This is a genomic window from Mesorhizobium sp. 113-1-2, from assembly GCF_016756475.1.
GTDB lineage: Bacteria > Pseudomonadota > Alphaproteobacteria > Rhizobiales > Rhizobiaceae > Mesorhizobium > Mesorhizobium loti_C.
In genome coordinates, this window is record NZ_AP023242.1 from 2,408,401 (window position 1) to 2,425,149 (window position 16,749).

16 protein-coding genes are annotated in these 16,749 nt (G+C 64.6%); all 16 read right to left on the reverse strand.

What is annotated here, in order from left to right; translation table 11 throughout:
* Positions 1 to 99: 99 nt before the first annotated feature.
* The 16 genes from asnB to JN279_RS11700 all read right to left on the reverse strand — a co-directional run bounded on the left by asnB (position 100) and on the right by JN279_RS11700 (position 16,512).
* Positions 100 to 1,968, reverse strand: coding sequence for an asparagine synthase (glutamine-hydrolyzing) (gene asnB, locus JN279_RS11625; RefSeq protein ID WP_202352821.1), 1,869 nt, complete (start codon positions 1,966 to 1,968; stop codon positions 100 to 102).
* A gap of 176 nt (positions 1,969 to 2,144) precedes the next feature.
* Positions 2,145 to 2,411, reverse strand: a complete 267-nt coding sequence (fliQ, locus tag JN279_RS11630; protein WP_010911298.1) for a flagellar biosynthesis protein FliQ — start codon at positions 2,409 to 2,411, stop codon at positions 2,145 to 2,147.
* A gap of 13 nt (positions 2,412 to 2,424) precedes the next feature.
* Positions 2,425 to 2,832, reverse strand: a complete 408-nt coding sequence (gene flgD / locus JN279_RS11635; protein ID WP_202352822.1) for a flagellar hook assembly protein FlgD — start codon at positions 2,830 to 2,832, stop codon at positions 2,425 to 2,427.
* The gene (flbT, locus tag JN279_RS11640; protein ID WP_096449841.1) at positions 2,832 to 3,275 is read right to left on the reverse strand and encodes a flagellar biosynthesis repressor FlbT; all 444 of its coding nucleotides are present in this window, start codon (positions 3,273 to 3,275) and stop codon (positions 2,832 to 2,834) included. Before flbT ends, flgD begins: the two co-directional genes overlap by 1 nt.
* Positions 3,272 to 3,619 (reverse strand): flagellar biosynthesis regulator FlaF, encoded by a 348-nt coding sequence (flaF, locus tag JN279_RS11645; protein ID WP_095199346.1) that lies wholly within the window; start codon positions 3,617 to 3,619, stop codon positions 3,272 to 3,274. The genes flbT and flaF overlap by 4 nt, the downstream gene beginning before the upstream one ends.
* Positions 3,620 to 3,648: 29 nt before the next feature.
* Positions 3,649 to 4,692: a flagellar hook-associated family protein gene (locus JN279_RS11650; protein WP_095199345.1), complete on the reverse strand. Its 1,044-nt coding sequence runs from the start codon at positions 4,690 to 4,692 to the stop codon at positions 3,649 to 3,651.
* A 3-nt stretch (positions 4,693 to 4,695) separates the two neighbouring features.
* On the reverse strand, positions 4,696 to 6,150 hold the full coding sequence (gene flgK / locus JN279_RS11655) for a flagellar hook-associated protein FlgK (protein ID WP_202352823.1): 1,455 nt from the start codon (positions 6,148 to 6,150) through the stop codon (positions 4,696 to 4,698).
* A 27-nt stretch (positions 6,151 to 6,177) separates the two neighbouring features.
* Positions 6,178 to 7,437 carry a flagellar hook protein FlgE gene (locus tag JN279_RS11660; RefSeq protein WP_202352824.1) on the reverse strand — a complete coding sequence of 420 codons (1,260 nt, stop codon included), beginning with the start codon at positions 7,435 to 7,437 and terminating at the stop codon, positions 6,178 to 6,180.
* 79 nt (positions 7,438 to 7,516) lie between these two features.
* Positions 7,517 to 8,185 carry a response regulator transcription factor gene (locus tag JN279_RS11665; RefSeq protein ID WP_202352825.1) on the reverse strand — a complete coding sequence of 223 codons (669 nt, stop codon included), beginning with the start codon at positions 8,183 to 8,185 and terminating at the stop codon, positions 7,517 to 7,519.
* A 224-nt stretch (positions 8,186 to 8,409) separates the two neighbouring features.
* Positions 8,410 to 8,997, reverse strand: coding sequence for a transglycosylase SLT domain-containing protein (locus tag JN279_RS11670; protein WP_202352826.1), 588 nt, complete (start codon positions 8,995 to 8,997; stop codon positions 8,410 to 8,412).
* Positions 8,927 to 10,300, reverse strand: a complete 1,374-nt coding sequence (gene fliK, locus JN279_RS11675; RefSeq protein ID WP_202352827.1) for a flagellar hook-length control protein FliK — start codon at positions 10,298 to 10,300, stop codon at positions 8,927 to 8,929. Before fliK ends, JN279_RS11670 begins: the two co-directional genes overlap by 71 nt.
* On the reverse strand, positions 10,297 to 11,667 hold the full coding sequence (locus JN279_RS11680) for a chemotaxis protein MotC (RefSeq protein ID WP_202352828.1): 1,371 nt from the start codon (positions 11,665 to 11,667) through the stop codon (positions 10,297 to 10,299). The genes fliK and JN279_RS11680 overlap by 4 nt, the downstream gene beginning before the upstream one ends.
* On the reverse strand, positions 11,664 to 13,040 hold the full coding sequence (locus JN279_RS11685) for a MotB family protein (RefSeq protein ID WP_096449832.1): 1,377 nt from the start codon (positions 13,038 to 13,040) through the stop codon (positions 11,664 to 11,666). The genes JN279_RS11680 and JN279_RS11685 overlap by 4 nt, the downstream gene beginning before the upstream one ends.
* Entirely contained in the window at positions 13,037 to 13,657 is a 621-nt protein-coding gene (locus tag JN279_RS11690) for a hypothetical protein (protein WP_096449830.1), read from the reverse strand. The genes JN279_RS11685 and JN279_RS11690 overlap by 4 nt, the downstream gene beginning before the upstream one ends.
* 3 nt (positions 13,658 to 13,660) lie before the next feature.
* The gene (gene fliF / locus JN279_RS11695) at positions 13,661 to 15,310 is read right to left on the reverse strand and encodes a flagellar basal-body MS-ring/collar protein FliF (protein WP_096449828.1); all 1,650 of its coding nucleotides are present in this window, start codon (positions 15,308 to 15,310) and stop codon (positions 13,661 to 13,663) included.
* A gap of 131 nt (positions 15,311 to 15,441) precedes the next feature.
* Positions 15,442 to 16,512 (reverse strand): flagellin N-terminal helical domain-containing protein, encoded by a 1,071-nt coding sequence (locus tag JN279_RS11700; protein ID WP_096449826.1) that lies wholly within the window; start codon positions 16,510 to 16,512, stop codon positions 15,442 to 15,444.
* Positions 16,513 to 16,749 lie beyond the last annotated feature (237 nt).

Here is a 16,749-nt window from a genome sequence, read left to right on the forward strand (position 1 = left end):
GCATCGCGCCGCAAAGGGCGAATGTCATGCGCACAAGATCATGGTCCAACGAGGGGATAGAGGAGGGCCACGCCGGTATTGGCCCCGCGGGACATGGTTTCAGCGCGCGTCGTTGACCGCTACATGCAGCGCTTCGGTGAGGTGGCCGGTGGCCTGGCCGTCGGCGTGCAGGCGAAGGAAAAGCTCCATGCCGACCAGCCGCAGCCGCGACGGCTGGTCCCGCTTTGCCAGGTCGATCAGGTCCTCGACGGAAGCGGCCGGCCATTTCATGACATCGCGCAGCAAGCCTGCGCGGAGCAGACCCTCTGTGCCCGCGGTGAAGTTGGCCGATACCTGGAAGCCGTTCTTGCGGGCGTTCACGTTCTGAAGCGGAATGTGCTTTTCCGCGACTTTCTTCAAAAGCCATTTTCCTTGGTTGTGGCGGTATTTGTGCCGCCTCGGCAGATGGATGGCGAAGTCGATCAGCCGGTTTTCAAGGAACGGCACCCTGAGCTCCACCGAAGCCGCCATGCTGAGCCGGTCATGCCTGTTCAACAGGTCCTGCAGATGCGCATACAGGTCGTGAAGGCAGCAGCCCAGGAAGGCACGGTCGCTGAGGGATGCGACCGGTTCGAGCCGGTCGAAGATCTTGGTCTGAAGGAAATTCAATTCCGGCGACAGTGCCCTGAGCACGATGTTGCGGTCCCAGACATGGCCACCGGCTATCGATGTCCGGAAGGGGGCATGGCGCTGGCGCTCGAACCTGCGGGCAAGCCGGGCCTTGGAGCGAAACAGCCGTCCCGGCCATGACCAGGGCCGCCACGGCCGCATGCTGGCTTCCTGCCAGTCGTAGCCGCCAAAGAGCTCGTCGGCGCCTTCACCGGTCAACAGCACCTTGATGCCGTCGGCCCGGCATTGCTCGGCAAGCGCCAGCAGGCAGGCATGGCTTGCGTGCCAGCCATCGCTTTCCAGGTGCCAGATGGTCCTTGGCCAGAGTTCGAGGAACCGGTCCTTGTCGACGGGCACTCTGTTCAGCGGCACACCGGCATGGCGGGCGGTGCGTGCGGCGGCGTCGGCTTCGCTGTGACCCAGGCGCGGGTCGACGACATAGGCTGTCATTTCCGGCCTGAACCGTTTCGCCAGCGTCGTGACGAGACCGGAATCGACGCCGCCGCTGCAGGCCCCGGCCAGGCTGGTGTCGGCAATGCAGTGTAGCCCGACGCTGTCCTGGATCAACGTCTCCAAGGTTGCCATGTGCTCTGCGTCGGTGGCGGTGTCGCCGGCGATGCGGGCGGCGTCGAGTACATCGAGGACATGCCAGAAACAGCGCTTCTCGATGCCGGCGTCGGTGATCTTCCACAGGCCCGCCGGCGGCAGCCGCTCTATGTCCGCGAACAGGCTGGAACTGGAGTCGCGGCTCTGCCAGGCCAGCCGCAAGGTGATCTCGCGCGCATCGATGGCCCGTGCGACGCCGTCACAGGCAAGGATCGCCTTGTCTTCGGAGGCGAAGAGGATCCGCTCACTCGTCTCGGCCACCGACATCGGCTTGATGCCGAGGCGATCGCGCGCCAGCCAGAGCGTGGTGGCCCGTGCGTCGAAATAGGCCAAGGAAAACATGCCGTCGAACAGCGGAATGGCCTTGTCCGGCCCCCAGTGGTGCAAGGCTTCGAGGACCACTTCGGCATCCGAGACCGTACGGAACCGCCTGCCTTCAGCCTCAAGTGTCGCGCGCAGCGCCCGGTAATTGTAGACCTCGCCATTGTAGACCAGCACGCCTTGGCCACAGGCGGTGAGCATCGGCTCGCGCGCCTGCGCCGAGAGATCGATGATCGACAGCCGCCGGTGACCGAGCGCCAGCCGGCTGTCGTTCCAGCTGGCATGGTCGTCGGGGCCGCGATGCGCCAGTGCTTGCATCATGCGGCCGACATCGGCGAGATCACCGCTGCCGATCGGGTTCCGCTTACGCCAGACGCCGGCTATGCCGCACATGGTCCGCCGGTCGGTCTGGGTTGGTTCAGGGGATTTCGACAGGCCATTGGGACAGAAGGATCGCCTGGCCGGGAGTGGCCTGCACGGCAATCTAGCCGGAACCGGGTCAACCGCAAGCGGGCCGCTGGTTTCGGGCAATTCCGGATGGAAGCCGCCGCACGCTCCCTCGCAGGGTGTCAGAATCCGTTCTGGATGCGCTGGAAGATGACGTTGGTGAAGGCCGATATCTGGCCGCCGATGAACGGGCCGGTGAGCGCCACCACCAACATGATGGCGACGATCTTCGGCACGAAGGTCAAGGTGATTTCCTGGATCTGCGTCAGCGCCTGGATGAGGGCGATGCCGATGCCGACCGCCATGGCGACCAGCACCACCGGAGCGGACGCGGTCAGCACTGTCCACACCGCGTACTGGACGATGTCGAGTGCGTCGGCCTCGTTCATGTCAGAGGTTGGCCTAGCTTGCCGGCTTGATCGACACGCCTGCGCCGACGGGGACCTGGGTGCCATCCTGCAGCACCGCGATCAGTCCGCTGCTGGAGAGTGTCACCGAAGCCACTGTACCGCTGGTCTTGCCATCGGCCGAGGTGATGTTGCGGCCGATAATCGCGTCGGCCTGCGACAACGCCGACGATGACATGATCTGGTCGAGCTTGGTGTTGGTCTGCACCGATTGCTCGACCTGCGAGAAGGTGGCGAGCTGGGCGACGTACTGCGTCGAATCCATCGGCTTGGTCGGATCCTGGTTCTTCATCTCGGCGATCAGAAGCTTCAGGAAGGACTGGTAGTCGACAGCGGTCTTGGAGGTCGACGTGGTGGTCGAATTGGCGCCAACCGGTATCGTCGTCGTCATGTCCACGGTCATTAGTAGCGTGCTCCCACGGCCAGCGGGCGCGGTGCGCCCGGAACATCGTCATTGCCGCCAAGCGCGCGGCGTTCGAGAGGATAGAGCGAACGGATCGCCTTCAATGCCTCGTAGATATGATCCTCGCCGACCATGCGGTCGATCTGCTTCAGTGCACTGCAGATCTCGGCGTCCTCGAAACTGGCAATGAGCAGCGGCAGTGAGCGGCGGAACATTTCGCGGGCCTCATCGGCGCCAGCGGGATTGATCAGCATGACCTGCACGATGAAGTAGAGCTGCCTGAGCGGCGTCGATGCCTGGTCGGCCTGGATCACATGGCTTTCGAGCAGGAACTGCACGTCGTTCATCAGTTCAATGGTGACCTTGCGGTCGACGCGGATGACGGCGCCATTGATGTAGATCTTCTCGTTGGGCTTCAGCGATATCTTCAGCGTGTTGCTCATTGAATGCCGTCGCGGATGATCTGGGACACTTCGATCAGCCCCTCGAAATTGTTGGTGCGGCCCTGGCGGATGTCCTCCGCCTCGCGCAGCAGCCACAGGCCGATGGAAATCAGGTTGGCGCGCAATTCCTTGGGAAGCGCATTGTCACTGGAGCCAAGATCCTCGACGAAGACGGTCCAGACGCGGTTGGTGAAATTCAGCGCCTCCACGGCCTCCATCGAATCCTGGCCGGCCGCGGCGGCGGCCGCCAGCATGTCGATCGAGCGGGTCAGGAGTTCGCGCTCACGGTCCTTGGCGTCTGAGACGGAGGTGCTTTGGACGTCGGCGTAGGAGAATTGGTACATCGTCGGCTCTACCGTTCCGCTGGGAGTTTTCAGGTCAGGTAATTCAACAGGCTGAGCTGCTGCAGGCGCGCTGTCAGAGCGAAGGACGTCTCGATATGCTGCGTCAGGTCCGCGACCTTGGTGGCGGCCGTGGCCGGATCGACGGCTTCGAGATCGAGGATATGGCGTTCGAACAGGTCGATCTGCGTCTTCATGCGGTCGCTGGCATCGGAGACGCGCTTCTGGACGATACCGGTTTCGGACTGAACCTGGGCAATGCCGCTCAGCGCCTCGCCGACCAGTGTCTGCGAGTGGCTGACGATGCTGTCCTTCGCCGCCTGGCTGATGTTGGTGGACATCAGGCTGGAGACCATTGCGGCGGCCATTGCAAGCTTCTTGATGCCGTCGCTGTTGGCGCTGGTCGACGTCTCGGTGGTTTCGTTGAGCGCGATGCGGCTGACGATCTGCTGGTCGGTGGCGTTCGACATGTTGGTCTGCCAGCCCGTGCCGAGGAACTGCGGGGTGACATAGTTGGTGATGAAATCGTCCATCTGGGCGGTGGTTATGTTGGCCGCGGCCGGATCGCTGGGCGTGAAGCCAAATTTGGCGACGAAGGAGGCGTCGAAGGCGGCCTTGGCCGGTGAGCCGGCTGCGGTGAAATCGTTGATCGGCTTGACGTCGGTGTTGGTGCCGGCAAACAGATATTCGCCGTTGACGCTGGTGTTGAGGATCGAGGTGAGCTGCTGGATGGTCGTCTGGCCGGTCGATTGGGTCAGGCTGTCGGAGTTGTCGCCCGACGATGCGGTGGTCAGGGCGGACAGGAAGGTCTGCGCCACGCCGGAGAGCTGGCCGAGCGAGGTCTGCGTCGACGCAAGCCTTGCGGTGACCAGCCCGTTGGAATCGACGATGACGTTCAGCCGGTCGAGGTCGCGCTGGAAGGTGACGGACTGGGCGGTGCGTCCACCCAGTGCCAGGCCGACATCGGCGACCTTGCCGGTCGAGGATTCCTTCGTGGCTTTGACGAGGTCGGCCTGCATGCGCATCTGTTGATAGCGCATGGCGTTGGTGAGGGCGGCCGAGGAGACTGAGGTCATGGATTATCCCACCGCGTTCAACAGGGCCGTCATCATGTCGTCGACGGTCTTCATCATCCGGGCCGATGCCTGATAGGTATGTTCGAGGTCGAGCATCAGCGACATTTCCTGGTCGACATTGACGCCGGTCGCATTGGACAGCGCCTCTGAGCTGCGCTGTGCCAGCGCTTCCTTGGCATCCGCGGCGGTCGAAGCCTGCTGGCGCATGCCCTGCAGCCAGCCGATCGAATTGGCGGCGTAGTCGGAAACGCTGGACGTTGCCGAAATCCCGGCGGCGGGGTCGAACGTCATCGGCTGGTCGAGCCGGTCGCCATAGGCAACCAGAAGGTTGGAATAGGAAGCGCCGCCGGTGGTGTTGGCGACATAGGCAGCGCCATTGGCGCCGCCGTCGCGCAGCAATATCGGATTGCCGCCAGCGCTTGGATCCATCGCCGTATTGATGCTGATCGTGCCGGCCAGGCCATTGACCAGCGTGCCCGCGGCCGGCACCGCCGGCGCGCCGGACCAGGTGAACAGGCCGGCGGCGTTGGGCATCGCGGGCGCGGTCTCGGCAAAGGCCGTGATCAGGCCGCGCGCGGTCTCGTCGAGCTGGCTCTGCATGGTCGAGGCGACGCCGTCGCGCAATTGCAGCAGTCCGGCAAGCTTGCCGCTGGCGGTGGTGTTACCACCGCTTCCCGCCGAGACCGGCACGTTGTCGATATAGACGGTGTTGCCGGGGCTTCCCGCGGCATAGCCAGCCGATGGCGTGAAGCTCACCGTGCGCGGTATCGTCTCGAACAGCGTGGTGCCGTCACCGGTGGTGATGACCATGTCATTGTCGCCGCGCGTGAAGGTCGATATCGGAACGTAGTCCGCGATCTTCTTCAGCAGCGCGTCGCGCTGGTCGAGTGCGTCGGAAACATCGGTGCCGGAACGGGTGCCGGAAATGACCGCCTGGTTGGCGTCCTGGAACTGGCCGAGCAGCGAGTTGAGGTCCTTGACCGCCGTGTCGATCTGGCCGTCGGTCTGGGTTCGGAAATCCTGAACGGCCTGGGAGCCTTCGTTCAGGGAGCGCACGACCTGCTTGGCCGCGTCGATGACGCTGGAGCCGAGATTCTGGTTGGACGGCGAGGTGGCGTAGAGCTGCAGCGCCTGCTGCAGATTGGCGATGGCCGTCGAGGGCGAGGAGGCGTTGTCTACGCCGTTGACCGACACGTCCAGCTGATCCATGCCGCTGTAGAGCGCGTTCTGGCCGCTATAGGCCGACAAGGCGCTGAGATTCTGCCGGAACAGCAGGTCGTTGGTTACGCGCTGGATATCAACCGAACGCGCGCCGGGCGCCGTGCTGGTGACGACGCCGATGCGGCGCGTATAGTCCGGATTGGAGGCGTCAGAGACGTTACGCGTGACGACGCTGGTCTGACGCGCGGTACTCATAAGCGCCGATTGGGCGATGCTCAATGCGGAAGATAACGACATGCTGGTCTTTCACGGGCCACGCCCGGTTTATCTCTTCAGGTTGACAAGGACGTCCATCAGGTCGGAACCGGTCTGGAAGACTTTCGAATTGGCGGTGTAGCTGCGCTGCGCCGCGATCATGTCGGTCAATTCCTCGGCGATATCGACGTTGGAATTTTCGAGCGCGCCGGAGATGATCGAACCGGCCTTGCCTTCATTGGCAAAGCCGACACGGACCGCGCCGGATTCGGTGCCTTGCGCGTAGACGTTGCCGGGCAGCGCCTTGAGCTGGTCCGGGCTCTGCACGTCGGCCAGCGGGATCTTGTAGAGCGGCTTGGTGGACCCGTCCTTGTACTGGGCGTAGATGGTGCCATCCTTGCTGATCTGCACCTTGTCGATGGTGCTCGGCGCGTTGCCGTTGACTTGCGCGTCGGTAACGGTGAAGCCGGTGCCGAGCTGGGTCAGTGTCGACAGGTCGAGGTTGAGGCTGGCGCCGCCTGGCACGGTAAAGGTAACGCCGGTGGTGGCGCCGGTCAGCTTGCCGGTGGTGGTGTCGAAAGTCAGGTTGGCCGTGCCGAGTGAGCCGCCGGCGGCGTAGGGGAACGATGTTCCGGCCGTGGCCTTCGACTGATCGAAGACCGACACTTCCCAGGTGCCGGTGCCCGTGTTGGTGAAATAGACGTCGAGCAGCTTCTTGTTGCCGAGATTGTCGTAGGCAACCATCGAGGATTTCGAGGTGTATTGCGCGCCTGCCGAATTGGTGGAGGGCAGGTTGGCGGCGACGACCGGTGTCGCACCCGCCGGCAGATTGCCGCTGAAACTACCCGTGGTGCTCGGGGTCGCGGTCAATCCCTGGTCGGAGATGACAACCGGCTCCAGGCCTTCGAAACCGTTCACCGTCGCCGCCGGCACGCCATTGGCGAAGCTGTAGGCCATCAGCTGGAAGCCGGCCGCGTTGACCAGCCTGCCCTGTGCATCGGGAACGAAGGCGCCGGCGCGGGTCAGGAAAGGTGTGCCGCTCGGGTCCTGGACGACGAAGAAGCCGTCACCGCTGACGGCGAGGTCGGACACCGAGGTGGTGTATTGCAGCACGCCCGGATCGCTGACCGCCTGGCGGATCGTCGTGGTGACGCCGCCGGAATTGTAGGCGCCGCCCGTCGACGGCATGATCAGCGTCGAGAACTCGGCGGAGGATCGCTTGTAGCCGGTGGTGTCGGAATTGGCGATGTTGTCGGCTGTTGTCGACAGGCGGTTTGCCTGGGCGTTCATGCCGGAAACGCCGGTCCGCATCATTCCGTAGAGGCTCATCGAGATGTCTCCGCAATATCCATGCCACTGGCAGCGAGGCTACGCGTCCTGTCTTGCGCGAGGCTGGCGCGGCGCGGCATCAGAAGACGAGCCGGTAGCCGAGGAAGCGTTTGGAATCGATCGGGTCTGTGCCCAGCTTCTCGCGCAGTTTCTTGCGCAATTTGCTGATGTGGCTTTCCACCACGTTCTCTTCGACCTCTTCGTCGAAAATGCCGTAGATGGCGTTGAAGACCTGGGTCTTGGTGACGCGGCGGCCGCGGTTGCTCGCCAGATATTCGAGGATGCGGCGTTCGCGGCGCGGCAAGGGCAGCGGCTGGCCGTCGATCTCGGGGTCGCGGCCGTCCATGAAGATGCGCATGGCGCCGATCTCGGTGTAGGCGACATCCTCATGGGCGCGACGGCGGATGGCGGTGATGCGGGCCAGGATCTCGCGGATATGGACCGGTTTGCGGATGACATCGTCGACGCCGCTCTCGAACAACCGCAGCGTGTTTTCCAGGGAATGCTGCTCGCTGAGCGCAATGACCGGAGCGCCGGTGCGGTCTCGGATCTGCCGCGGAGAGATGGCGCCGTCACGGCAGTCGCCGATCAGGAAGGCGCGCACCGAACGCAGATCGGTGTCGGCGGCCGAGTTCACCCACTCGCCGAATTCGCTGGGCGCGAAGCCTGCGCAGGCGACGCCCTCGCGATCAAAAAGTGAATTGTATCCCTCAGTTACGAGCTCTCGCTCGTCAACGATCACGATCATCGGCCCCGCCTTCCGAATCAGCACATCTGCCCCGTGGAGAAAGGCGTAACCGCTGGCGAGAATCCTGAACAACCGTCATTTCTTGTAACTAGTTTCTTGGGAGTCTGGAATCGCGCCGGTTGCATTAGCGTGCAACCAGATATGCTTGGCGTGGCAAGTTCTGGGCAAGTCAAAACGGCAACCCCAGAGCAGCGCGGTGGGCGTATTAGAAGCAGAAAATACGCTTACGGGTTGCAGAAGGCGCGGGCGTTGGTTGTCCACTTGCCGAAACCGGTGGCGACCATGTTGGCAATCACCCGGCAGACATAGACCTTCTGCGCCGGGTCGTTGTCGGGACCGGCATGATAGCGGGCGACGGCCATCGACCAGGTTTCGTGGCGGGCATGGAGACTGGCCAGGAAGCGCGCCGCGTAGTCGACATTCTGGCGCGGGTCGAGCATGTCCTCGACGCTGCGGAAATGCGACGAATGATAGTGATGGTTGATCTGCATGCAGCCCAGATCGATCAGCGTCTTGCCCTCGCGCTGCGCATTGGCGAAGGTGGCGAGCGCTTCGGCCCGGCTCTTTGGGAAGACCGCTTTTCCTTCTATATTCAATGCATTAGGCTGAAGGCTGCCTTTGTTGCCAGTCTCGGTCAGGCCGACGGCATAAAGGATGCCGGCGGGCACGCCATAGCGATCGGCGGCGCGCAGGATCTCGGGCTCGCAGGGATTGGTGGCGGCAGTCGCGGCGTTGGCGAGGCTAGATAAACATATCGCCGCCAGCGCGCTCGCGAGAAGGCGAAGCGGCGCGGCCGAGTGCTTGCGCGTCATCATGGTTGCCCCTTGCGGACTGTTGGCCTGGTTGCTGACCGCCGGCTCCGCCGTTGCCGCCGCTGGAGTTCCCGGGCTGAAAGGCAGACTGCTCGCGGCCAGGTGCAGTGGTGAGAGTGGCGGTTGCATCCGTCCGGGTTGTAGCCGGAACGGCGACTGACGGTTGCATGATGGTGACCTTATCGACCTCGAAGCCCAGCCCGCGCAGCGACTTGACGATTGCTTCGCTGTCGCTGGAAAGCCGGCGGTAGGCGTCGTGTGTTTCGGGCTTGAGTTCAATCGAGAGTTGTTCTCCGGAGAGGCGAAGATGGGCCGTGACCATGCCCAGTTCGGCCGGGTGAAGTTCGATCTTCAACACATGTGTCGGAACGGCAACAGAGCCGGCCAGCTGGCTGGCCGCGGCGGCAGTCGAAAACGCCTGCTGAGGGCTAACATCGGCCGCTACGGCATTGATTACGTTGAGTGCTGCCTGACTGATCGGCGCCTGCGGCGGGGCAGGGAAGCTGCGCTCGGAAACCACGTCGACGCGCGGCTGCGCCGATTGCTGTTTTCCTGGCTCCGACCGCAGCGAGGACTGGACGTCGGCGATGGATTTCAGCTGCGGCGCCGCCTGCTTCGGTTCAACGCCCGGCACCTCGGCGGCCGCCGTCTCGGGCAGCGGGCCGGCGGCGATTGCGTTGTCACGCCGTGGCGCGCCAGTGCCGGCGCTTGCGTCGCGGGCGGACTCAAGCGTCGTCAGCGGTCCGTCGACGAGCGAGACCCGCTCCGGCTTCGGCATCGGTTCGAGGTCGTCCTGCCCAGCGGCGGATATCGCCCGATAGGCCTTCGGCAGGACCTGCCCGCTGAGCGCCGGTTCCTGTCCGGCCTCGCTTGCATCGGCTGACTTGGCCGATGTCGAGAAATGGCGCAGATCATGAAACGCCATCAGCAGAGGCAGATGGTCGTCGAGCGGCGTTGCGCCGGCGTCGGTTGCCGGCGTTTCGGTATCGGTGTCCTCGTCCGCCCCAACGTCCTTGCTGTCCTTCGTGGACTTCGCAGCCGTCGATCCGGTCGGCGTGGTCCTGCCTTTGCCGGGCGGCAGCGGTTCGTCCTCGCCTGCCTGTGCCGCAAGACCGGCGGCTAGCTTGCTCCAACGCGCATCGCGCCCGCCGGCCTCGGTGGCCGGCTGCTTTTCCGCCTGGCTGGCGCCGTCATGCACCAGCCTGCCGAAACCGACATCATCCTTCTTGCCGGGCGTAGCCGGCTGCTCCGCCGTGCGTGCGGCGGTAAATCCTGGCAGGGCCGGGCCGAGGCTGGGGGTCATTTCGGGGCGGCTCCAAGCATCTGGTCGATCAGGTCGAGCTGTCGACGGGTTTTCATCATGGCGGCGTCGGTCGGATCGGTCGTGTCGGGACCGGCGGAATTTGCCGGCGCCGATGCCGGCAGGACCGCCGCCGAATCGGCTGAAGGCGCCGGCGCATTCGGGGCAGCGGCCGCAGTCCCACCGGACGGCGCGACGGCAGGCTGCTCGGCGACGGCACCCTCAACGGGCGGCAATCCGGCCTCGTCGGCGGCCTGCGCGGCGGCGACCTCGGGTTTGAGCTGTGGCGCAGCGTCCGCAGGCGCCGGACTTGCGGCTGGAAGGGAAGCAGGCGGCGCCACCACCTCACCGGCGATGGCCTGGGCGGCATCGAGCAGGGCACGGTCACCGTCCGACAGCTTGCTGCGGTCGATCTTGCCGAGCTTGGTGCGCACGTCCTCGATCGTACCGGAAGTCACCGTGGACAGGCTGGAGTAAAGCTCGGCACGCGGATCGCCCTGATTGGCGTTGCCGTCGCGGCCGTGTTCGGCCCGAGCGGAAGCGAAGGCCGACAAGTCGCTGAGGCCGTCGATCGCGGCGCGGCGGGCGATGCGCAGATAGATCACCTTCTCGCGCTCGGGATCCATCATCGCGGTGATATCGGCCAGCTTGTCCTGGCTGATCGACATGTGCAGCGTGATGACGCCGGAGACGAAGGAATCGGCGAATTGGCTGGCATAGGGCGAATAGAGGTAGCGCTCGACATACTGCGTGGAGGCAAGCGCGAACCGTGCCGCGTCGCCTTGCGTCACGGCGATGCCGACCGAACGCCGCAAGGCTGCTTCCTCGACCAATGTGCCAGGGCTGAGCAGCTTGGCCTCGTCGAGCAGCGTGAGCGCCGCCGCCGGCTGATCACCGGCAAGCAGCGACCCTTTGACCAGGGCAAGGAACGCGCCGAGATCGGCGGGCAGTGTCATCGGATCGATCGGCCTCAGGGCTTCGATCGCTGCGCCGGGCCGACCGTTCAGATAATCGATCACACCCTTGGCGATGGCAAGGCTGCCCGGATCCGTGGTGGCGCGCGACACGGCCGCCTCGACGGTCACCGGATTGCCGCCGCTCATGCCGTAAACCAGCAGCGCGCGAAAATTCTTGAGGTCCTTGAAGTCCTCCGCATCCGCTTCGCGCAGGCGCGTATCGGTCATCTCCAGCAGCTTGGCCTGCATCGGCATCGCGGCGTGATCGCCGGCGGCGATGCGGTCCTGGACGAGCTGCAGCGAGCGCACCAGCTGGTAAGGCTGCAGCGTATCCTGGGCGAAGCCGGCCGACGGATATCCGGCGACCAGCAGCAACAGGCCCATCAGCCGGCTGGTGACGGCCGCCCGCATCATCCGCCACTCGTCATCAGGATCTCGATGCGGCGGTTGGCCGCCGACATGGGGTCGGCCGGATCCTTCGGCTGGCGGTCGGCGAAGCCGGCGACCTCGGTGATGCGGCGTTCGTCGACGCCGCCGCGCACGAGCATGTAGTAGGCGGAATGCGCACGCGCCGTCGACAGCCGCCAATTGTCGTAGCTGGCGCTGCGGAACGGGCGCGCATCGGTGTGGCCGTTGATGCTGATGGTGCCCTTCTGGCTGTTGACGATGCGGCCGATCTTTTCCATCGCCAACACCAGTTCGCGGCTCGGCACCGCCGACCCGACTTCGAACATGCCGAAGTCGAGCTGATCGGTGATCGAGATGACGACGCCCTTGTCGGTGGCTTCGACCGAGACGCCGTCATGCAGCTTGTCGCCGGGCTTGAAGGCATCGGCCAGTTGCCGCTTGACGTCGGCCGCCGCCTTCACGGCAGCGGCGGTCGGCGGCTTTTCCGCGGCTTCAGGCGGGGTTGTCTCTTGCGCGGCCGCGGCGGCATCCGCCTTGGCGGCAGCCGCGGCCTTGCCGTCTCCAGCCTTGGCCTCATTGGCCTTGGTTTCGCTGGCTTTGGTTTCGCCGGCCTTGGCCGTCGTCGCGGCGGCCTTGCCATCCGCGGCCAGGGGTTCGAGCGGGGCATCCTTGATGGGCGGCGCCGGTGGCACGGCCTTGACCTTGGCGACCTGCGTCTGCGCGGCCTTGTCACCTGATTTGAGCGGATCGCCCTCGATCTTGGGGCGCTGGGCACTCGCCTCGGCGGCGGGTGCCGCGACCTGCTGCGACCAGAAATCCGGCTCGAAAGGATCGCGGTAGGACGCGCCGCCGGAGGCGCCCGTCGCCGGACCGGCGTTCTGCGCGCCGCCGTCGCCCTTCTGGCTGACATTCTGCATGACGCCGGTGTCGGTGGCGATTTCGGAGAGCACCGCGTAAGGGTCGGCGAACAGATGCTCATCCGACTGCTCAGCCTTGTTCGGCTCCTGCTTGTCCTGCTTGCGGTTGGATGAGCCCGCCGCGCCGATGCCGTCCTGTCCGGACTTTTTTGTCGCCTCCTGCGGGTCGTCGGCCGTCATCCCGACCGCGCGCGGCCCATTGCCGAGATCCTCCAGCCCCTTGCGGCTCGACTCACGGTCGACGAGCTTGACCGGGTTGAAGTAGCTGGCGACGGCCGCCTTGGTCTGTTCGTTTGCGGCGTTGATCAGCCACATCACCAGGAAGAAGCACATCATCGCGGTCATGAAGTCGGCGAAGGCGATCTTCCAGACGCCACCGTGATGGGCTTCGTCGTGGTCGTCATGAGCCCGCCGCACGATGATGATCTCGTGCCTGCCGTGATCGGCCTCGGCGACACTCATGACAGAACCTCGGAAAGGGTTGCCGACCATTCGGCGATGCGGGTCTCGAACACGGCCTCGTCAATGGTCACCGTCAGGTCGAAGCCGGGCGCCTCGATGAAGTCGAGATTTGCAGCGCGCGGCCCAAGCGATGTCTTCAGCGTTTCGAACAGCGACAGCGGCCCACGGATTGCGATGCGCACCGCTTCACCATCGCCGACGGCCTCGCGAATTGCGCCGGCGAGCGCCTCGAGCGAGCGCTTCTGCAGATCGTCGCTGACAACGCCGCCGATGATGCGGGCGACCGTGGCGGCGACGAGGTCCGTCACGTGCGTCTCCATGGCGTCGATGCGCAGCGAGACCGCCTTGCCGATATCGCCGCCGAAGCTTTCGAGAAAGATCCTTGCTTCCTCGGCATTCGCCTGGCGCTCCGCTTCCAGCGCCGCGTCATGGGCAGCGACGAGCCGTTCCGCCAGCGCTGCCTCCGCCTGGGCAACCGCCTCGGCGATCAGTGTGCCGATATCGGCCTGCGGCGCGGGTGCTTCCTGTCTGTGCTCGGACGCGGCCTGGGGCTGGCTGACGCGCGGCGCGCGCGTACCGAAGTCAGGGAGAAGATCGAAAAGGGCTGCGGAGGCCATGGTTTACGCCGCGACTTCCTGGGCCGCCCATTTGCGCAGGATCTGCGCGGTGCGCTCCTCATTGAGGTCGACCATGCGGGCAAGCCGCTCTTGTGGCGCCGGCCTGATCTTCTGGCGAAGATCATCGAGCGGCGTGACGCCTGACCGCGAGCCGGGCAAGGCGCCGATGGCGGCGCCCGCATCGGCGGAAGCGGCTGCCTCCGGTGTCGGCAGCGAACGCTGGACTTCATCGAAATTGGGACCAGACAGAGCGGGTGTCGCTCTTGCCGTCAGCGCCGCCGCCATCGGCCGCAGGCCGAAGAAAGCCACCAGGAACACCACGACGATGAAAGCGCCGGCGTTGATCAACGTGCCGGCGTGCTGGCCAATGGAATCCAGCATGCCGGCCTGCGGGATCGCCTCGCCGTCCAGCCCGTCGATGAATTCGACCGCCGAGACGTCGATGACGTCGCCGCGCTTGTCGTCGAAGCCGGTGGCGGAACTGACCATCTTCTGGATTTCGGCGACGCGCTTGGCGATCTGCTCCGGGGTCGCGTCCTTGCCCAGGATCGTCTTCAGCCGGTCCTGGTTGACGACGACGGCAATCGACATCTTGGTGACGGTGTAGCCGTTGGAGACGGTGGCGATCTTCTTGGAGTTGATCTCGTAATTGGTGATCTCTTCCTTGCGGTCGTTCGCCGAAGAGGTCTGCGGACCCTCGGTGCTGGTCGCCTGGGTTTCCGGCAGGTTCTGCTCGACGCTGGCCGGGGTCGAGGCCTGCTTCTGGTTGCTGTTCTCATTGGCGCGCACCGACTGCACCGAGCGTTCGACGCGCGACTCCGGATCGAAGATCGTCTCTTCAGTCTGGCGGGTGTCGGTGTTGACATCGGCCTTGACGCTGGCGCGGAAATTGTCGGGGCCGAGATAGGGGGTGAGCGCGCGGCGGATGTTGTCGCCGATCTGCGCCTCCACGGTCTGCTCGACGCCGAGCGTGCGGGCCGCGCTGGTGTTGGAGGGATCATCGCCGGCGGCCAGGAGGTTGCCGTTGGAATCGAGGACCGTCACCTTGTCGGCCGACAGGCCAGGCACGGCGGCTGCGACGAGATGGCGGATCGACTGGGCGCTCTTCTCAGCGTCGATGCCGGCATAGCGGATGACCACCGATGCCGAGGGCTGCTGTTCGTCGCGGCGGAAATTGGCGCGCTCGGACATGACGATGTGGACGCGTGCCGCCTTGATGCCTGAAATGGACTGGATGGTGCGGGCGATCTCGCCTTCCAGCGCTCGCACCCGGGTGATCTGCTGCATGAACGAGGTCAGGCCCATCGCGCCGACATTGTCGAACAGCTCGTAGCCGGCATTGGCGCTGGTCGGCAGACCCTTTTCGGCAAGCAGCATGCGCGCCTGCGCCGTGGTGCCGGCCGGCACCAGCACGGAGGTTCCGTCGGCGCCGACGTCGAAGCCGATGCCGGCTTCGCCCAGCACCAGACCGATCTGGTTCACGTCGGAACGGTCGAGGCCGACATAGAGCGTGTCGTAGGCCGGGCGGTTGAGGTAGACCGAGGCGATGCCGATGACGCCCATCACCAGAACGGCGATGCCCGCCAGCATGGCGAGGCGCTTCACACCAAAACCGCGGAGATTCGAGATGATGCTCTGGATCTGTTCCGGCACGATAGAGCGACTCCCAGCATGATTGTCCGCCGGAACACTAGCCCTCGAAGCTTGTGCGAAAATGAAATCGGGCCGCGCTTGCGGCGCGGCCCGAGAATTGGAGGAAGTTGTATCCGTCGGCTACGGCTGGATTAGCCGTTCTTGAACAGCGACAGGATCGACTGCGAGGAGCTGTTGGCGATCGACAGCGACTGGATGCCGAGCTGCTGCTGCACCTGCAGTGCCTGAAGGCGGGTCGATTCCTTGTTCATGTCGGCATCGACGAGCTGGCCGACGCCGCGGTCGATGGAGTCCATCAGGCTCTGCGTGAAGGTCTTCTGCAGGTCGATGGAGCTCTTGGCGGCGCCGAGGATGGTGGCCTGGTCGGTCAGCTGGCTCATGACCTTGTCGATCTTGCCGATCATCTGGGTGATGATGTCGTCGGTCACGCCTGCTGCCGTGATGTCGAGATTGAAGGCGGAAACATTGTCGATCCTGGGGACCACCGCGCCCGCGGCCGTCTGGCCGGCGGTGTTGGCGGCGATGTCCGTGGCGCCGCCGGCGAGCGCGGTCGCATAGGCGTTGTCGTAGAGGGTCTGGGCGGCCGCTGTCGCATACACGGACGTCTGGCGGTCGAGCGTGCCCTGGTTCTTTACGGCGGTGGAGAGGCCGTTGTCGAACAGTTTCGTGCTCTCGACATTGATGTCGATCGTTCCGAGCGAGATGGCGCCCGACGAGGAGCGGTTGAAGGACGAGACGATCTTGGCGTCGGCCTGGACGCCGTCATTAGGGGCAGCGACCTGCGTTGACGTCACCGAAAGGTAATTCGAGCCCGAAAAGGTAGCGGCATCGGCAAAGGACTTCATCTGCGCCTGAAGCGTCGTGATTTCCGTCTGCGTCTTTGCCTTGGCGGCGTCCGTCTGGCCAACGGTGGAAAGCAGCTTGGTCTTGAGCTGGCCGATCGACGTCAGAACATTGTTCATGCCGGTATAGGCAGTGTCGACCTTCGAGGCGCCGAGGCCGAGCGCATCCTGCACGGTCGACAGCGCCTGGTTGTCCGAGCGCATCGTCGTGGCGATCGACCAATAGGCGGCGTTGTCGGCGGCCTCGGAGACCCTGTAGCCCGTCGAGATCCGCGACTGTGTGTGCTCAAGCGATTTGTTGGTGGCGTTGAGGCTTTGAAGTGCAGTCAACGCCGCAGCGTTTGTCATGATGCTCGCCAAGAAACTCGCTCCTTTTTTCCAGGCCGGTCTTTCTCAAAAACCGGCATTGCCCTCGCGAGCCACTCGCCCGCCCATCGATTGGCGTCGTCCCGACCGGGCCGATTCGCCAATCCGTTGTAAGCTATGGTTAACCATGACTAGCGCGTTATGGTTAACGGCCTCTTAAAGGCTAGCTTTCGAGGGTTAAGAAACGAGGGTTGCGTGGGGCTGGAGCAAACGCAAAACGGGCCGCGCTTT